This window comes from Streptomyces sp. B1866 (assembly GCF_031932565.1).
In the GTDB taxonomy this organism is placed as follows: Bacteria; Actinomycetota; Actinomycetes; order Streptomycetales; family Streptomycetaceae; genus Streptomyces.
In genome coordinates this window covers 1-17,662 of record NZ_JAVSCF010000131.1, presented here as the reverse complement: position 1 = coordinate 17,662, position 17,662 = coordinate 1, and the positions used below count along the sequence as shown (strand labels likewise).

Annotated in this window: 15 protein-coding genes; 7 read left to right on the top strand and 8 right to left on the bottom strand. The window is 75.0% G+C overall.

The window, feature by feature from the left end; genetic code table 11:
* The coding region (locus RKE29_RS17905) for a hypothetical protein (protein ID WP_312006429.1) at positions 1-328 on the top strand (328 nt) is incomplete at its 5' end.
* Between the two features lie 233 nt (positions 329-561).
* On the opposite strand, the gene RKE29_RS17900 is transcribed toward RKE29_RS17905, so the two are convergent.
* Together RKE29_RS17900 and RKE29_RS17895 are read right to left on the bottom strand one after the other, a co-directional pair.
* Positions 562-1,608: a fatty acid desaturase gene (locus RKE29_RS17900; RefSeq protein ID WP_312006428.1), complete on the bottom strand. Its 1,047-nt coding sequence runs from the start codon at positions 1,606-1,608 to the stop codon at positions 562-564.
* 607 nt (positions 1,609-2,215) lie between these two features.
* Positions 2,216-5,782, bottom strand: a complete 3,567-nt coding sequence (locus RKE29_RS17895; RefSeq protein WP_312006427.1) for a tetratricopeptide repeat protein — start codon at positions 5,780-5,782, stop codon at positions 2,216-2,218.
* A 327-nt stretch (positions 5,783-6,109) separates the two neighbouring features.
* On the opposite strand from RKE29_RS17895, the gene RKE29_RS17890 reads away from it, so the two are divergent.
* Both RKE29_RS17890 and RKE29_RS17885 read left to right on the top strand, forming a co-directional pair.
* Positions 6,110-6,526, top strand: a complete 417-nt coding sequence (locus RKE29_RS17890) for a DUF488 family protein (protein ID WP_312006426.1) — start codon at positions 6,110-6,112, stop codon at positions 6,524-6,526.
* Positions 6,527-6,936: 410 nt separating this feature from the next.
* The gene (locus RKE29_RS17885; RefSeq protein ID WP_312006430.1) at positions 6,937-7,650 is read left to right on the top strand and encodes a VWA domain-containing protein; all 714 of its coding nucleotides are present in this window, start codon (positions 6,937-6,939) and stop codon (positions 7,648-7,650) included.
* Between the two features lie 165 nt (positions 7,651-7,815).
* On the opposite strand, the gene RKE29_RS17880 is transcribed toward RKE29_RS17885, so the two are convergent.
* The 3 genes from RKE29_RS17880 to sigJ form a co-directional block, all read right to left on the bottom strand.
* Positions 7,816-9,258, bottom strand: a complete 1,443-nt coding sequence (locus tag RKE29_RS17880; RefSeq protein WP_312006425.1) for a hypothetical protein — start codon at positions 9,256-9,258, stop codon at positions 7,816-7,818.
* Positions 9,259-9,580: 322 nt separating this feature from the next.
* Positions 9,581-10,735: an FAD-dependent oxidoreductase gene (locus tag RKE29_RS17875; RefSeq protein ID WP_312006424.1), complete on the bottom strand. Its 1,155-nt coding sequence runs from the start codon at positions 10,733-10,735 to the stop codon at positions 9,581-9,583.
* Positions 10,736-10,780: 45 nt separating this feature from the next.
* Positions 10,781-11,674 (bottom strand): RNA polymerase sigma factor SigJ, encoded by an 894-nt coding sequence (sigJ, locus tag RKE29_RS17870; protein ID WP_312006423.1) that lies wholly within the window; start codon positions 11,672-11,674, stop codon positions 10,781-10,783.
* 580 nt (positions 11,675-12,254) lie between these two features.
* On the opposite strand from sigJ, the gene RKE29_RS17865 reads away from it, so the two are divergent.
* The 3 genes from RKE29_RS17865 to RKE29_RS17855 all read left to right on the top strand — a co-directional run bounded on the left by RKE29_RS17865 (position 12,255) and on the right by RKE29_RS17855 (position 14,387).
* Positions 12,255-12,968, top strand: a complete 714-nt coding sequence (locus tag RKE29_RS17865; RefSeq protein WP_312006422.1) for a CAP domain-containing protein — start codon at positions 12,255-12,257, stop codon at positions 12,966-12,968.
* A gap of 316 nt (positions 12,969-13,284) precedes the next feature.
* Positions 13,285-14,103 carry a metalloregulator ArsR/SmtB family transcription factor gene (locus tag RKE29_RS17860; RefSeq protein WP_312006421.1) on the top strand — a complete coding sequence of 273 codons (819 nt, stop codon included), beginning with the start codon at positions 13,285-13,287 and terminating at the stop codon, positions 14,101-14,103.
* An 80-nt stretch (positions 14,104-14,183) separates the two neighbouring features.
* Entirely contained in the window at positions 14,184-14,387 is a 204-nt protein-coding gene (locus RKE29_RS17855) for a hypothetical protein (protein WP_312006420.1), read from the top strand.
* A 19-nt stretch (positions 14,388-14,406) separates the two neighbouring features.
* Here the strand turns inward: RKE29_RS17855 and RKE29_RS17850 are convergent, their stop codons facing one another.
* Entirely contained in the window at positions 14,407-15,552 is a 1,146-nt protein-coding gene (locus RKE29_RS17850; protein WP_312006419.1) for a methyltransferase domain-containing protein, read from the bottom strand.
* Between the two features lie 75 nt (positions 15,553-15,627).
* Here RKE29_RS17850 and cutA point away from each other — a divergent pair, with 75 nt between their 5' ends.
* On the top strand, positions 15,628-15,945 hold the full coding sequence (gene cutA, locus RKE29_RS17845; RefSeq protein WP_312006418.1) for a divalent-cation tolerance protein CutA: 318 nt from the start codon (positions 15,628-15,630) through the stop codon (positions 15,943-15,945).
* Between the two features lie 255 nt (positions 15,946-16,200).
* Here the strand turns inward: cutA and RKE29_RS17840 are convergent, their stop codons facing one another.
* Together RKE29_RS17840 and RKE29_RS17835 are read right to left on the bottom strand one after the other, a co-directional pair.
* Positions 16,201-16,530, bottom strand: a complete 330-nt coding sequence (locus tag RKE29_RS17840; protein WP_312006417.1) for a DUF296 domain-containing protein — start codon at positions 16,528-16,530, stop codon at positions 16,201-16,203.
* Complete coding sequence (locus RKE29_RS17835; RefSeq protein WP_312006416.1) at positions 16,502-17,284, bottom strand: helix-turn-helix transcriptional regulator; 783 nt, start codon at positions 17,282-17,284, stop codon at positions 16,502-16,504. Before RKE29_RS17835 ends, RKE29_RS17840 begins: the two co-directional genes overlap by 29 nt.
* Positions 17,285-17,662 lie beyond the last annotated feature (378 nt).

Sequence of the window (17,662 nt, the reverse complement as noted above, 5' to 3'; positions counted from 1 at the left end):
CGGCGTCCCGCTGCCGCCCGCCGAACGCGGCGACGTCGACCGGATCGCCGCGGCCGCCCGGCGGGCGCTGGGCGACGAGGGGTTCGTGCGGTGCTTCGCCGAGGGGGCGACGGCGGGCGCGCCGGACGAGGTGCCGGACGGCGGGACCGGCGGCGCGCCGGGCAGTCTCGGTGGCGGACCGGGCGAGGCTTCGGATGGTGGCCCCGGTGGCGTGCCGGGCGGCGGGGCCGGCGGCGCGCCGGGCGGCGCGGCGTACGGCCGGTCCGGTGACGCGCCGGACGCCGCGCCCGGTGGCGGCCTCCCGCGCGTGGCGGACGTTCGCGGCTGACCTCCCGCGCGGGTCGTCCGTACGGGCCAGGGCCCAGAGCCAGGGCCAAAGGATCAAGGACCGGGGGTCAGGGGCCAAGGCGCCGGTCGGAGCGGACTCCGGTCCCGGTCCGCCTGGGCCGTACCCGACCGGGCCGTACCCGCCTGGGCCGGGCCGTCCCGCCGTCGCCGCGCGCGCCCGCGCCCCCTGACGGCTCCCGGCCCGCCCTGCCCCGCCGCCCGGCCCGGCCGCCGTCAGGCCCGGCCGGTGCCGGTCGGGGCGGCGCTGTCGTCCTTACGGTCGGCGGCCCTGTCGGCGGCCCTGTCGTCCTTACGGTCGGCGACCCGGCCTTCGGCGCGGTCACCGCGGCGCCCGGCGGTGCGCGAGGCGATACGGGCCGCGTCCGGCCAGCGGACGTCGCGGACCCAGCCGAGCTTCTCGAAAATGCGGATCGTGCGGGCGCTGGAGTCGATCTGGCCGCGCAGCACGCCGTGCCGGGCCGAGGTGGGGTCGGCGTGGTGCAGGTTGTGCCAGGCCTCGCCGCCGGACAGGGGCGCCAGCCACCACACGTTGCCGGACTTGTCGCGGGACGCGAAGGGCCGGGCTCCGGCCATGTGGCAGATCGAGTTGATCGACCAGGTGACGTGGTGGACGAGCCCGACCCGTACCAGGCCGCCCCAGAAGAAGGCGGACAGCGCGGCCGAGCCGTCCCACGCCCCCTGGCCCCACAGGCCGCCGACCACGGCGGGGAGGACGAAGGAGGACAGGGCGATCAGGGGCTGCCAGGTGCGGACGCGCACCATGTCGCGGTCGGCGAGGAGGTCGGGGACGTAGTGGCGCTCGTTGGTCTTCTCGTTGTTGAACGTCCAGCCGATGTGCGCCCAGACCATGCCCTTGGCCAGCGCGCCGACGGAGGTGCCGAACCGCCAGGGCGAGTGCGGATCACCGGGCTGGTCGGCGAACTGGTGATGGCGCCGGTGGTCCGCGACCCAGGTGATCGGGTCGCCCTGGATGGCCATGCTGCCCAGCACGGCGAGGGTGATCCGCAGCGGCCTGACGGCCTTGAAGGACTTGTGGGTGAACAGGCGGTGGTAGCCGATGGTGATGCTGTGCACCGTGATGACGTACATCACCGCCGCGATCACCAGGTCGTGCCAGCTCACACCCCAGCCCCAGGCGACGGCCACCGAGGCGATCACGGCGAGGAAGGGTACGCCGACGAAGAAGCCGACGATGACGCGGTCCGAGTTGGCCATCCGGTCACCCCACAGGGCATCGTTGGCCGGGCGCGGCTGGGCCATGTTCGTTCTCTCCCTAGGTTGCGGGCAGATCGCGTCGGCGGTCCGGGGCCGGGGCCGTACGGACGGCGGGGGTCACCAGGCTCGTGGGGCCCGGCCGGGGACGCGGGGGGCCGGCGGGTGGGCGGTGTGGTACGCGGCGGGGTGTCCCTGGGGACGGGTGGGGGGTCGGGACGGCCGCGTGCCGTCGGGTTCGGTCAGGCCGGGTGCGGTGCCGACCGTCGACGGAATGTAAACCGCCTGTTCCCGCCGCGCCTACCGGCTGGTAGGGACTTGCTCGTGGCCGTGAGTGTCCCGGGACGCGGCTTGTGGGGCAGGTGAGCAATTCTGGTCGGCCTGGCCGTCGTGTCCGAAACCAGGCGGCCGCCGCCACGGCGGGCTCGGCGGCGACGGCCGTCTTCGGGCCCGCGGCCCCGCACGCGTCGCCGCCTCCGGGCCGCCGCCTGACGCGCGCGCCGCCCCGTGCGGTCGGCCTCCCGCGAACCCGCGTCCCGCGCGGGACGGCATCCCGCGCGGGCCGCCCGTCCCCCACGGGCCGACGCGTGCTACGGCTCCGGCGGCTCCCCGGCCACCTGCGCGTCACCTTCCGGGAGAGGGAGGCCGGCGCGTGCTACGGCTCCGGGCGGCCGTGGACCAGCAGGTGGTACTCCTCCAGCCTGCCCCGCGCGTACAGCACGCTCGCCAGGCGGTCGCGCTCGGCGAGGGTGTCCGGGTGGTCCGGGCCCAGCGCGAGCTCGCAGCCGTCGAAGGCCGCGCGCAGCTCGGTCTCGGCCTCCTCCAGGCGGCCGAGCGCCCGCAGCGTCTCGCCCAGGCCGCCGCGCAGGGCGAGGCTCAGCGCGTCCGCCTCGCCGAAGGCCGCCAGGGCCCGGTCGAGCGCCGCGCGGTACTCGCGCTCGGCCTCGGCCGCGTCGCCGGACAGGCGCAGGGCGTGCGCGAGCCGGCGGCGGTGGGTGAGGGCGGTACGGCCGTCCGGTGCGGCCTCGGCGGCGCGGGCGCGGTACCAGGCGGCGGCCTCGGCGAAGCGGCCCTCGTCCAGCAGGGCCCGGCCGTCGTCGGCGTACGGCCGCACGGCCAGGCCGCCGGTCAGGACCGGGCCCGGGGACTTGTAGGCGGCCTCACCGGCCGACAGGGCCACCGGGACCGCGGGGCAGGCGGCCCGGTACTCGTTCAGCACCGGCTTCAGGCGGGCCCGCCGCGGACCCCGCAGCCGGTCCGAGCCGTGCAGCAGCAGTGCCAGACCGCCGGATTCCAGCCAGCCGGACGCGGCCTGCTCCGGGACGCCGTAGACACGGCGCAGCTCGGCGAGGACCCAGCGGACCACGGGCCGGACCGGCGTCGCGTGCCGCCGCGCGGCGGGCAGGCGGGGGCGCAGGGGCCGTACGCGCCGGTCGGGCCAGGTGGCCAGGTCGAGCAGGACCGGGACGGGGGCACGCGGGTCGGCGGCGGCCCGGTCGGCGAGCGCGGCGGCCAGGGCGCCCAGGACGGGCGGCACCGGGCCCCCGGCGGCCGGTCCGGCACCGCCGGGGCCGCCGGGGTCTCCAGAGCCGCCGGGGGCCGGGGTGCCGGGGCGCGGCGGGTCCTCCAGGATCAGCAGCCGCCCGCCCGCGCGGGCGAACAGGTCGGCCAGGTCCGTACTCGCCGCCAGCGGCACGGCCGGGTCGCCGTCCGGCCCGTCCCCCGGCAGCACGTCCAGGGCCGCCTCCAGGACCTCGCCGGGCCTGCGGCCCGCGTACGGCCCGCCGCCGGTGCCCGGTCCGCCGCCGTCCGGCCCGGCACCGTACGCGGGCACGCCCGGCACCGCCCGTACGGCCTCGATCAGCGCGCGCCGGCCGCCGGCGGGCACCGGGCCCGGCTCGGCGGCGTGCACCGCGTCCAGCGGGTCGACGCCCGCCAGGTACTCCTGGAGCTCGGCGTGCATGAACCGCCACCCGGAGCGGGTGCGGGTGATCAGCCCGTTGCGGGCCGTCTCGCGCAGGAAGGGCGTCAGCCGCCACGGCAGCACCCCGAGCCAGCCCGCCATCAGCCGCAGCAGCCAGGGGCGCAGCAGCGAGGCCAGGGCCAGAAACAGCACCGCCACCGGCAGGGCGACCGCGATCGTCGTTCCGGCGGCGGCCAGCAGCGGCCACAGGTGCAGCCAGCCGGCCGAGCCGCCCGAGACGATGGCGTACGCGGAGATCGCCACGGTCCCGGGCACCCAGACGGCCAGCGCGTACGGCAGGGCGACGTCGTCGGCGGTGGTGTCGCTGTTGGTGAAGGTCCGCTCCCCCGAGATGAGCATCACCAGGCCCATCAGGAGCGCGCACGCCAGGGCGCCGTGGGCCAGGCCGAAGGCGACGCCCCAGCGAGCGGGCGGGTTCAGGAAGACGCCGGTGGCCGCGGCGAGCGTGGCCGCGGCGGCCAGCACCCGCCCCCGGCCCCCGGCAACGATCATGACCAGGACCCCGAAGGACGCGACGACCGCCGCCGCGAAGACGCGGTTCCACACCGGCGACAGGCCGAGCAGCCAGCCGGTCAGCGCCGACCCGGCCCGCGCCAGGCCCAGCCCCGCGGCGGCGCCGACCGCCGTACCGGCCACGATCGCCGCCGCCCGCCGGCACGGGCGCAGCGCGAGCGGGTCGGGCGGGTGCCCGGGGCCCAGGACGGCGAGCAGGCTCGGAACCGGCATCGCCACGCCGCAGAAGCCGAAGAAGACGGCGGCCAGGGTCGCCGGCACCACGCCGGCGTGCCGCGCGTACGGCAGCGCCACGCCCACCAGCAGCGCCGCGCCCACCAGCGGCCCCAGCACGCAGCTCACCCCCATCACCCACGGGCCGGGCGGGTCGATGCGGCGGTAGGTGCGGCGCAGGTCGGTGGCCGAGGCGCTGCCCGCGCTCTCGGTCAGCCGGGCGAGCTGCGCCAGCCAGCGCAGCGCGACGGTGGGATGGTGCCTGCTGATGCCGCGCCGCCGGTCCAGCACGTCGGTCACGTACGCGTGCATGAGCCGCCGGCGCAGGCCCGCCACGTCACCGTCCATCGCCGGGCCGTCGCCGGGCGCGCCGCGGTAGACGCCCTGGGCGATCTGGAGCCACAGCGGGGCGTCGACGAGCCGCCACAGGTCCGGGTCGTCGCGCAGCGCGGCCCGCAGGCCGTCCAGCGAGGCGCCGCCCCGGTCCAGGGCCAGCTCGACCTGCTCGCGGGACAGCGGCTCGATCACCACCGCGCCGCGCAGGTGCAGCGGCGCCAGCTCGCGGTAGTTGTCCACCCGGCAGGTCACCACCATGGACGGGCTCGCGTCGTCCCCGGCGGCCTCGTCCAGGTACTGCGCGCAGCGGTCCCGTACGGCGGGCCGCACCTCGTCCAGGCCGTCGAGCAGCAGGGCGAGGCGGTGCTGGGCGATCCAGCTGCGGCCGACGTGGGGGCGCAGCTTGTAGTGCCGGCGCAGGTACCACACCAGCCACGCGCCGAGGTCGTCCGGCCGCTGCTCGTCCGCGCCGTCGCGGCGGCGCCGGAACCCCCGGCGGCGCTTGCGGCCCCAGTCGGCCAGCGGCACGACCACCGGGATGGGCTGCTCGGGGTCCTCCTCGGCGCGCCGCAGCAGCTGTGCCGCCAGCTGGTAGAGGGTGGTCGACTTGCCGGAGCCCGGAGCGCCGAGGATCAGCAGGGACCGGCCCTCGCGGTCGTAGACGCGGTCGATCGCGCCGGACGGCCAGCCGTCCGGGCCGGGGCCGCGGGGGTCGCCGGGGCCGTGCGGATCGCGGGGGTACGGCGGGTGGTGCGGGTCGCCCGGGTCGCGGAGCAGCGGCTCGGCCACGGTCTCCGGGGCCGGGCGCAGCGACAGCGGCAGGGCCGGGCCGCTGCCCAGGCGCTGGTCGAGCTGGTCGCGCAGCACGCCGCCGACGCGGTCGAGCATGTCGCGGCGGTAGCCGCCGTACGAGGGATGTTTCAGCTCGGGCGCGTGCAGAAGGTCCGCCAGACCGCGCAGCGGCCGCGCCTCCCAGCGGCGCAGCAGCAGCTCGGCGGCGGTGGACAGCACCGCGAGCGCCAGCAGCAGCGGCCAGGACCAGGGCCGCAGCGGGAACAGGAACCGCGGCACCTCACCGCCCATCGCCATGTTCCCCACGACGCCGACGGCGAGGGAGAGCCAGGCCCCCAGCATGACCAGCACCGGGCCGACGTGCCGTCCGAACCGCTTCCGCATGCCCCCCGCTTCCTCCCCCCGCCACCGGCCGGCCGGGCGGCCGGGCACGCGACCGGGCGGCCGGCCGAGCGGTGGCGCGGCTCGCGTCGATCACCGAGGAGGGGAGGTCTATTGTCCCATAAGCGCCTTCTGGGGAAGGGTTGTTGGGACGCAACGATCTCGTTGCGACTCGGTCCCGAGGCCGGCCCGTACGGCTCCGTACGGCTCGGGTCCGGCTCCCGTGCGCTCCGCTCCCGTACGGCCCGTACGGCCCGCTACGGCCCGCTACGGGCCGCCTGGGGCCGCCTGGGGCCGCCGTCCCGGCGGCGGAGCGGTCATCCTGGAGGCATGGAGCGAGCCCCCGGCCCCGATCCCGGTCCCGATCCCGGTCCCGACCGCGTCCGTGTCCGCCGCGTCTACGATCCGCCCGGCCCCGATGACGGCACGCGCGTGCTGGTCGACCGGCTCTGGCCGCGCGGCCTGGCCAAGGCGGAGGCGCGGGTGGACGAGTGGCCCAAGGAGGTCACGCCGTCGACCGAGCTGCGCCGCTGGTACCACGGGCCGGACGGGACGTATCAGGAGTTCCGGCAGCGGTACGGGGCCGAGCTGGCCGCTCCCGGGGCCGCCGCGGCCCTCGACCGGCTGCGCCGCCTCGCCGCCGAGGGGCCGCTCACCCTGCTCACCGCCGCCAAGGAGCCCGGCCGCAGCCACGTCGCCGTCCTGCTGGAGCACCTGGGCGAGGGGGGCGGGCCGCCCGGCGCGTGAGCCCGGCCGGGGTCGCGGGCGCGGCGNCCTGCTGGAGCACCTGGGCGAGGGGGGCGGGCCGCCCGGCGCGTGAGCCCGGCCGGGGTCGCGGGCGCGGCGGCGGTCCCGGGCGCGGTCCCGGGCGCGGTCCCGGGCGCGGTCCCGGGCGCGGTCCCGGGCGCGGCGATGCGGGGATTGCCCCCGGGGGCGGACGGCGGAAGACTGGCCCTCCCGCGGACGCCGGAACAGGCCGGACAGCCGACCGCCCCGGCGGCGGGCCCGGGTCCGGGTGAGGACAGTGACAAGGGGGGTTCTCCGGCGTGGCCATCGACTACCGCAAGCACCCGCGGCCCGCCGCGACGCGCATCGACTACCGCAAGCGTCCGCGGCAGGCCGAGAGCCCGGCCGCCGGCCCGGCGCCCGGGCCCGCGATCAGCCTGGAGAAGGTCCGGGCGGCCGCCGGGGAGACGCTCACGAGGGCGTACGAGTCGGCGCGGGTCTCGCTGGAGAAGACCGGCCTGGCCGGCCAGCGGGCGGCGGTCTACCTGGTCCTCGACCGGTCCGGCTCCATGCGGCCGTACTACCGGGACGGCACCGTGCAGCACCTCGCCGAGCAGGCCCTGGCCCTGTCGGCCAACCTGGACGACGACGGCGTGGTGCCCGTCGTCTTCTTCTCCACCGAGGTGCACGGCGTGGACCACCTCTCCCTGACCGCCTACCGCGGGCGGGTCGACGCGCTGCACGCCTCGTACGGCCACATGGGGAAGACGAACTACCACCTGGCGATGCGGGCCGTCATCGACCACTACACGGCCTCGGGCGCGAGCGACCCGGCGTTCGTCATCTTCCAGACCGACGGCGGCCCGACCTCGCGGCCCGCCGCCGAGCGGCTGCTGTGCGGCGCGGCGGGACTGCCGATCTTCTGGCAGTTCGTGGGCTTCGGTGACCCCCACCACCGGCAGTTCGACTTCCTGCGCAGGCTGGACGACCTGCCGGTGCCGGACCGGCGGGTGGTGGACAACGCCGGCTTCCTCCCGGCGGGCACCACTCCTCGCCTGACCTCCCACGCGGAGCTGTACGACGGGCTCATGACGGAGTTCCCGCACTGGCTCCGGGCGGCCCGGGAGGCGGGCGTCATCCGCTGAGACCGGACCCGGGGGCTCCCGCGCGCGGCGGGCCCGGAACGGACTCCCGCGCGCGGCCCGGGGCCGGGCTCCCGCGCGGGGCGGAAGCCGCCGGGCCGGCGCGGGCTCAGCCCGGCCGTGCCCGCCAGGCCCCGCGGCCCGGCGGCGCGCCTGCCCGGCCCCCGCTCAGACCACCGTGAGCAGCACCCGGTCGAGTGTGAGCTGGCCGGAGCGCAGGTCGCGGGTGATCTCGTGGGTGCGGGGCCTGGCGCCGTCGATCAGGGTCGCGTTCTGGGTGAGGTAGTCGTCCGGGACCGCGACCCGGCCCTGCCGGAACAGGTCCTCCACGAACGACACGGCCGCCCGCGCGGGCTCGGCCGGGCGCAGGGAGCCGGTGGCCGGGTCGGCGCCCGACACCGCGAAGCGCGGCGGCTGCGTCGGCGCGTGCACCGCGAACTCCTCCGTCAGCCCGTAGTGCTCGGCCGGCACCGTCACGTCCGACAGCGTCTCCTCGCGGGCCGGGCCGGAGCCCGAGGCCGCGTCGGAGACGGCGGCGGCGAAGCGCGGCGCGGCCTCGGTGACGGAGGCCGCCGTGGACGGCGCCATGATGCCGTGCCGTACGAACGCGGCGCGCAGCGCGGGGCTGTGCTCGCCGCCGTACAGCGCCTGGTCGGCGGTGATCATGTGGGCGGCGGTCTGCGCGAAGATGCCGGGCACCACCGGGGTCGCCGTGAGGCCCGCCACCAGCAGCCGGCCCATGACCTCGCCGGCCTGGGCGAGGCCGGTGGTGTCGCGGTTCTGCTGCTGCCGGTAGACCCCGGCCAGGGCTTCGAGGAACGCGCCGGTGAACACGCGCGAGAAGGAGTGCGGCTCGCTGGAGAGCTGGCCGGCCGGCGCGTTGGGCGGCAGGCCGACCGGGTCCTTGTAGAAGAAGTCGTTGGCGGCGTTGCGCAGGCAGTCCGGGTCCACCGCGCCGGGCGCCTGCTGGCGGATCGCCCAGCCCAGCTCCTCGGCCAGCCGGGACAGCCGGGAGGACTTGCCCGGGTCGCCCTGCGTCTCCACCAGCGCGCCGTCCACCAGGGACTCCACGCTGAGCGCCGAGAGGATGGCGCTGATATCGCCGAACGACTCGTGCAGGGCGGCGGCCTCGGCGCTGGCCGCGCTCCACAGCTGGGGGCACAGCGTGTCGAGCACGGCGTGCCCCACCTCGTGGCAGACGATCTCCGAGCTCTCCCCGGAGTGCACGGTGACGCCCGCGACGGTGTGGTGGAAGAAGCTGAGGCCCTGGCGGTCGTAGAAGGCGTTCAGGTCGTCGCCGACGTCCAGCTCGGCGGTGAGGGCCCGGCCGACGGTGGGGTGCCAGGTGAGGCCGTCGGGCATCAGCGGCCCCCAGAACCCGGTGGAGCGGCTCAGCGCGTCGGCCGCCGCCCAGTAGCGGAACTCCGGCGTGCCCGGAAAGTCGCCGCTCTGCCGCGGGCGCGGCCCGGCGACGCCCACCGGCAGCGGCTGCCGGTCGAGGTCGGGCGTGGGGCGCTGGATGGGCGCCCGGGCGGACGGCGGTGTCCCGGGGTCGTCCTCCCAGGTGCGGATGTTCTGGGTCTTGTGTTGCGGGATGGTGTGGTGCCTCATGGCTGCTCTCTCCTGCGGCCGGGGCTCGCGGCGCGGCGCGCGGAGGGAGCCATGACGCGAGCCATGGTTTTTCCCTTGTGAGTGCCCCCGAGCAATGTCCTGGGGGCGCCCCCGAGTCATGCCCCCGTTTTCCCTTTTTGTCCCACCACTCGTCACGCTACGCGCGGGCGCGGAGGTGTCAAACGCTGGGGCGGGGGCGGGCGGGGTACGGCCTTACGCGCGGGGGCGGGCCGGCGGGAGCGGCTGTCGGTTACGGGCCGGCGGGAGCGGCTGGCGGGGGCGGGCTGGCCGGGGCGGGTACGGGCCGGCGGGGGCCGGGGGCTCAGGCGACCCCGGGCACGTACCGTACGAGCCCCGGACGGCTCGCGGCGAGCCGCAGGACGCCGTAGGCCGAGCGGACGATCCGCTCCTTGGTCCAGGCGGCCGCCCGGCCGGTGAGGACCCGCTCCCGTGGCGAGTCGTCGGCGTGCACGAACTGCACCAGGCCGTCCTGGCGCCCCAGGCTCAGGCACTGGATCACGTACCGGAAGCGCAGCGGCCGGGGCCGTCCTCCGCACGCCTCGGCGAGCACGGTCGCGGCCGCGTGCGCGCCCATGGGCAGCGCGGTGGCGCAGGCCATGCGCAGGCCCGCGGCGGCGTCCCCGGCGGCCAGGATCTCGGGGTGGGAGACCGAGCGCAGGGCGGGGTCGACGCGGATGCGGCCCGCGGCGTCCAGCGCCAGGCCGGCCGCGGCGGCCAGGCCGGTGTGCACGGCGGGCGGCCCGGCCCACACCACGGCGTCGGCGTCGACCTCGTCGGCCGACGCCACGTGCCGGCCCTCCTCGACGCGTACGGCCAGGCCGCGCAGGGTCGCCAGGACGTGCGTCCGGCCCCGCTCGGACAGGCCCGGGCCGACCTGTCCGGCCGTGACCAGGCCGACCCGCCACTCCGGGTGCGCCTCGGCCAGCTCGGCGGTCATCTCGACGCCGGTGAGGCCGCCGCCGACGACGGTGAGGCGGCCGGGGCGGTCCGCGCGCAGCCGCTCGCGCAGGGCGGCGGCGGTCTCGGCGGTGTACACGCGGCCGGGGCGCGCCGGGTCGGCGGGCGCGCTGCCGGCGGCTGCGGCGGCGGGCGCCGGGGTGTGGCTGCCGAGGGCGTAGACGAGGCGGTCGTACGGCAGGGTGCGGCCGCCGTCGGTGGTCACGGCGCGGGCGGCCGGGTCGAGGGCGGTGGCGCGGGCCGCCAGGTGCCGCACGCCGGTCCCGGCGAGCAGGCGCGCCAGCGGGTGGCCGACGGACGCGCGGCGGCCCGCGGCCAGCTCGTGCAGCCGCACCCGCTCGGTGAAGTCGGGGTCGGGGGCGACGAGGGTGACGTCGTGGTGGGGGGCGAGGCGGAGGGTGGCCATCAGGCCGGCGTACCCGGCGCCGAGGACCACGACCCGCTGCCGTCCCCCGCCGTGGACTGTCGTCGTCGCTGTGGTGGCTGTGGTGTCGCTCATGCCAGGGGGACGACGCGGGCACGCCCGGTGTGACCGTGACCCCGGTCACACGCCTCGCTCCCCGGTCAGGCCGCCGAACAGGTCGAGGTGGCGCAGCTTGTCCGGGTTGACCACGGCGTCGACCTCGGTGATCCGGCCGTCGTACACGGTGATGCCGTAGACGCCCGCCCAGCCCCGCACCGGGTCGGCCAGGACCAGGCCGGGGGCGCCGTTGACGTCCCGTACGGCGATGCGGGAGGTGTGCGGGTCGAGGGCGCGAGCCAGTCGGAGTGCAAACCGTGCAACCTGCGCCGCACCCACGATGGGAACGCGGGCCGCCGCGACCTTGCCACCGCCGTCGGAGCGCCACACCGCCTCCGGGTCCAGAACGGCCAGCAGCGCGTCGAGGTCTCCGCCCAGGACGGCGGACAGAAACGCGTCGACGGCGCGCCGGTGCTGCTCGCGGTCCACCGAGCGGCGCGGCGCCTCGGCCCGTACCCGCCGGCGCGCGCGGGAGGCCAGCTGCCGTACGGCCTCGGGGCTGCGGCCCACCGCCTCGGCGACCTCGGGGAACGGCACCGCGAAGACGTCGTGCAGCACGAAGGCGGTGCGCTCGGCCGGGGTGAGCCGTTCGAGCACGGTGAGCAGGGCCAGGCCCACGGACTCGTCCAGCGTGACCCGGTCCTCCGGGCCCGCCTCGGTGACCACGGGCTCCGGCAGCCACGGCCCGACGTAGGACTCGCGGCGGGCCCGGGCGGAGCCGAGCTGGTCGTAGCAGATGTGGCTGACGACGGTGGTCAGGTACGCGCGCGGGTCGGCCACCCGGCCGGACGGCAGCGCCTGCCAGCGCAGCCACGCCTCCTGTACGGCGTCGTCGGCGTCGGCGACCGACCCGGTGATGCGATAGGCGACACCCCACAGCCGGGTGCGCTGCTCCTCGAACGCCGCCGGTTCCGCCATGTCCGTGCTCCTTCCTCCGGCCGGCCGCGCGGGTCCACGCGGCCCGGGCCGCACCGGTCGCGCGACCCCGGAGGGGGACGGCGCGGGGCGGCGCGGTGTGACATCGGCGCCGCGCGGACGTCTGGACCCGGTTTTACACCCGCGAACAATGTGACATCCGCCACAGTGATTCAGTCGACAACGAAGCTGCTTAGTAGATCACCCAAGCCGACATAAGCACTTTTTCGCAACATGGTGGACGCCCGCCGCAGGGGCCCGCGCCCGCCACCGCCACTCGCCGCCAATTCCCTTTCCTTGGCCGGAAATTGACGCTCCGACAGATATTCGCGAGAAGAGTCCGCCGCGGGACCGGCACGCCAGAGCCGATTATTCAAGATCCATTTCGGTTACGAGTCGATGTAGTAACGAGCACATGTCACCAGGTGGCCGCACGCCTCTAGGAATAGCCCGTCCTGGACGGCAACCTTGCAGCTCAGACGCACGGACCACGCCCTCGCGGGGCCCGTTGCGAGCACCGCGCGGGGAGCGGATCCGAGCGCGGGCCGACATACAGACGCTGAGCCACCTAGTGAGGTCAGGCATGCGGAATCACCGCAGAAAGAAGCTGTACCGGCGAATAACCGTCGCCACCTTCGCCGCCGCTGCCGTGGGTGTTCCCTCCGTCGCGATGGCCGGAATCGACCACTCGGACGACACCTGGCGCGACGGCCGCGACGCCCACCAGTGGTCGCAGTCGCCGACCGCGTCGCCGACCTGGACGCCCTCGGGCGGCTGGACCCCGTCGGACGGCTGGACGCACGGCACCCCGAGCGCCCCGGCGAGCAGCACCGCGCCCGGCGCGACCCCGAGCGCCACCCCGACCGGGACTCCCAGCGCCACCCCCACCGCGACCGTGAGCGCGACCGCCCCGGCCCCGGCCGCGAGCCTCGCCAAGGTCGTGGACCTGGTGAACGCCGAGCGCGCCAAGGCGGGCTGCCAGGCGCTGACCGTCAACGCGGACCTGACCGAGGCCGCCACGGCGCACAGCGCGGACATGGCCGCCCACCAGAACATGTCCCACACCGGCTCCGACGGCTCGTCCCCGGGCGACCGCATCACCGAGGCCGGGTACGACTGGAGCACGTACGGCGAGAACGTGGCCTACGGCTACGCCACCCCCGAGCGGGTCATGGCCGCCTGGATGGCCAGCGCCGGACACAAGGCGAACATCCTGAACTGCGGGTTCAAGGAGATCGGCGTGGGCCTGTCGCAGCCGAACTCGTACTGGACCCAGGACTTCGGCGCCACCCGCTGACGCCGGACCCACTGACACCGGACCCACTGACACCGGACCCGCTGGCGCCGACCACCGACGCCGACCACTGACGCCGGAGGGCCGCCCCCGGCCGACGGAAGCTCCCGCCGTTGACTCCCCGGCGGGAGCTTCCGCCTGCCCGCACACGGCACGACGACCGCCCGCACCTCACCCAAACCGCACCCCGCACACGCCACACGCCACCCAAACCGCACCCCGCACAGACCCCACCGAGCCCAAACCGCACACCACCCACCCCCACCCCACTAGACATGCAACCCAACAGTTGCCTATGGTGGCGGTACAGGGGGTCCGTATGGATGAGGTTTTCAAGGCGCTCGCCGACGCCACGCGCAGGCGGCTGCTCGACCGGCTCAGCGGCCAGGACGGGCAGAGCCTGCGGGAGCTGTGCGACGGCCTTGGGATGAGCAGGCAGGCGGTGAGCAAGCACCTGGCCGTACTGGAGCAGGCCCGCCTGGTCGCCGCGGTCCGCCGGGGCCGGGAGAAGCTGCACTACCTCAACCCCGTGCCCATAAACGACATCGCGGAGCGCTGGATCGGCCGCTACCGCCGCGGGCACGTCCGCGCGCTCGCCGACCTGCGCCACACACTGGAGAGCGACACCATGAGCAAGCCCGAGTTCGTCTACGTCACGGTCATCCGCACCACGCCCGAGCGCCTGTGGCAGGCCCTCACCGACCCGGCCTTCATCCGCCGCTACCACGAGAACACCGGCCCGGACTCCGACTGGCAGGTCGGGTCGCCGGTGCGGTGGAAGATGAGCCAGGGCGGGGAGTTCCGCGACTACGGCCAGGTGGTGCTGGAGTCCGAGCCGTACCGCAAGCTGTCGTACACCTGGCACAACTACGAGCCGGAGATCGCCGCCATGTTCGGCTGGAGCGACGAGAAGCTGGCCGAGCTGCGCAAGGAGCGCGTCTCCAAGGTGTCCTTCGAGATCGAGCCGATCGGGGACGCGGTGAAGCTGACCGTGGTCCACGACGACTTCGAGCCGGGCAGCGAGATGCTGGCGGGCATCAGCGAGGGCTGGCCGCTGATCCTCTCCAGCCTGAAGACGCTGCTGGAGACGGGCGAGACCCTGCCCCTGGAGGAGGCGGCGGCCGACCAGGGCGCGTAACCCGGCGCCCCGGCCCGCCGGGCGAATCCCGTGAGATGTCGGCAGGCTGATCGCGACCCGCCCAGGAGGCGGGCTGGGACGTGGGCGTCGTCGCCACGGCCCCGCCCTACGTGAACCCGCCCCTGGCCGCCCACCCCGCCTACCGCGAGAGCCTGGCGCGGCTGCGCGGGATGGGCATGCTGATCAGCACGTACGGACCGGAGGCGGCCGACGGCGCGGGCGGCGGCTTCCGCTGGGAGGAGGCCCTGGAACTGCTCGGCCCCCGGCGGCCCACGCGCAGGTGACGGGCGCCGGGAAAAGACGTCAGGCTGAGGCGGGCAGCGGATCCGACGGCCCTGCCAGGCGCCATCGCGGACTGGTGGCCGGGTCCCGGCACCACACCGTCTGCCGACTGGGCTCCACCGTCATGCCCCAGTCGTACACCGACGGCTCGTCCTCGGCCGACCACCAGTCCCACACCCGTACGACCTCGTCCGCCAGCCGTCGCGGACCGCCCTGGTAGGCCACGGTCCGGCCGTCGCCGACCGCCGCGCACATGGCCCACGACGCCTCGCCGTCGTGGAGCCACACGTTGGTGCCGTCCGCGTCGGCCGCCGTCCGGACGCGCACCTCGGGCAGGGCGACCCGCACCGCGAACCGCAGGTTCCAGTCCGTGTGCAGCGGGCCCATGTCCCGGGCCGGGCGCTCGTCGTCCGGGTCGCCGGTTCCGCGCACGTCGCGATACTCCCGGCTGGGGGCGCCGGTGCCGCGGGCGGGCATGAACGTCGCCAGGCCCTGCACCCAACCGGTGGCGGACCGGCCGTCCGCGGCGACCGTGAGGGCCACGTGCCCGAGCCTCCCCCAGGGGGTGACGATCCGCCCTCCCGGGCGCGTCTGGGCGATCCAGGCCCACGGCACCGTGTCGACCGCGTACGTCGAGATGACCCGGTCGTACGGCGCGCCGCCTGGCCAGCCCGCGGAGCCGTCGCCGATCTCGACCGTCACCCCGGCCCGCACGTCGTCCAGCCGTCGACGGGCCTCGGCGGCAAGCTCCCGGTCCACCTCGACGCTGACCACGTGCCCCGGCCCCGCCCGCCAGCCCAGCAGCGCGGCGTTCCACCCGGTTCCGGTGCCGAGTTCCAGCACGCGGTGGCCGGGGTCGAGCAGCAGTGCGTCGAGCATGTCGACCACGACGGCCTGGCAGGAGAGGCTGGACGACGGGTGGCCGTCGGCGAGTCGGGTGACGGCCGCGTCGTCGGGACCGGCGTACACCTCGGCGGCCCACCGGTCGGGGTCGGTGCCGCGGACGACGGGAACGTAGGCGTGGCCGTCCCAGTGCCAGAGCCGATCGGGTGCGAACGCGTGCCGGGCCAGGGCGTCGACGGCCTGGCGTGTCCAGGGGGAGCGAGCGGGCCAGGCCCCGCGGACGGACATGGCGTCCGCGAGGCGCTGGCGGTGGTCATCGAACACGGGGTTCACTTCCTGTGGGTGCCAGTCGGCGGCGGTGGCGGCGGCACCTGTCCATCAGTGTTCCCCGGGGGCGGCGTGCCCTGGGAACGACGGGGCCGCCGGGAAGAGGCCGAGAAGCTGGCCCGCTCGGTGGCGGCGAGCCGTCTGGCGGCGGGGGCTCAGATCGTAGGGCCGGTGATCTCCGTGTTCTGGCATCAGGGCGAGTTCGGATCGGGTGAGGAGTGGCAGGTGCTGTTCAAGGCCCGCGCCGACCGGTATGCCTCGCTGGAGGAGCACCTGCTGCGGCACCACCCGTGGCAGAACCCGGAGGTCTCGGCAGTGCCGATCGTCGCGGGAGCGGACGCCTACCTGCGCTGGGTGGACCGGACAACCGCGTCGGAACCCGCCGACTGACGTGGCAGGGACCTGGCCTGGTCCAGGACCGTGGCCACGGCCGGAAGCGCCTGATGGGGGCTGAGTTGGCACAGGAGCGGCGCAAGCGCTGACGGGGCGGAGGTGGCGGCCCTGTGCGGGGCGGACGGCGGTTGACGTCAGCCGCGCGCGCTCGGGTGCCGGTCCCTTCCGGCTCCGGGGCGGGGTTGCTTCCGACCACGTTGCCCCCAGCGACCATCTGGAGCGCAGCAACCGGGACTCGGGGGCTGGCGGGCTTCAGCAGGGTGCGATATAGGCGCGGGCGAACCAGGTTCCGATCGTGGCGCGGTGCACGTGTCCGGCGATCCCCCGGTCCCCCTCCACTGCCATCGTGGCGTGGATGTGGACCTTCCCATCCACGATTTCTCCGGTGCCGTGCATTTCGGCCGGTTGGTCGTAGCTGGTGACCACGTCTTGCGAGGCGTCCGTGCGCGGCATGGTGGAGACCGTGAAGGAGTCGACGGCGCCGATCAGGGAGACGATCGCACCGTTGTCGATACCCAGTTCTTTGACGCGCTGGGCAAGCGCTCCCATCAGCTCACCACTCTTGATCTCGATCACGTGCATGCGGCTCCCCGCCTACCAGATGGCTGATGTCCCGAAGCATCGTAGCTGAACACCAGCGGGCCCCGGCGTCACCAGGATTCGTCACCTCATTTGCACACCTACTTGCAAGGAAGGTTGCTTTTGAAGGCAACGAGCAAGGATCTGCGGCGATCCGCTCTGCCGTGTGCCACGGCAACCCAGAGATCCGGGCAATGACCGCTGTCATGTAGAGGCGTCGCGCATCAGCGTCATGGCTCAGCGAGCGGCACACATCGACGGAGAAATCTTGCCCAGGTACCTTGGCGAGGATTCCCATCGCATTGACCCGCAGCAAGGGAGTCGAACCGTCGCCCATCCACTGTTTCAGCCTCTTGCGGGCGGTTTTGTCAGTGAGGGAGGCGATGAGAAGGTCTGTCGCATGAGTGGTCTGAATGGCCGTTATGGGGCCCGGATCGTTACCGGCAATGCTCGTCACCAACTCGTTGGCGGCGGGCCCATGCGTGCTGGCCAGTGCTGCCAGGTTCACAAAAGTCCTACGATTCATGCGACTGAGCGTAGCTTCGTACGTCAGTGCGGCGAAAGGTACCTCCAGCACCTGAGCCAAGGGCTTGAGCCATGACTCCGATGGGATCACACCTCCAACATGCCTCTCCCAACGGCTGATGTACTCGCGGGTGATGCGGGTTCCAGTCGCCTGCTGAAGCCTCAGGGCTAAGTCGCCCTGAGACAACCCCAGGCTCTCTCGCAAGTCCCTGATCATCTGCGCGATTGCCACGTGCCAATGGTGCCACATCGCAGTCCGCCAAAAGGTGGCACTAAAGGCTGTCCCGTAATCCCTGGTGGATCAGCGAGCGGCGTCAGATGCGGTCAATCGCAAGGCGGCGGAGCGTCCGAATAGTGGTTCTATTCGGACGTTTCGCCAACGCCGCGAGTGGCCGTAGCTGGCGTCGGGAGCCCGCCAGGGATTGCGGGACAGCCTTTAGGCATGGCACTAGTCCCCAACTCTGCTGCGCCTCAACGATGGGCGGACGGAAGACCCCCGCGACGCGTTTCCTGCCAGGGTGCGTCCGGGGGCGTGGCCACCAGCTTTGGGGAGCTGACGACATTGATCGACCTTACAGAGCGCTTAGTACTCCAGCTGTAGATCGTGATC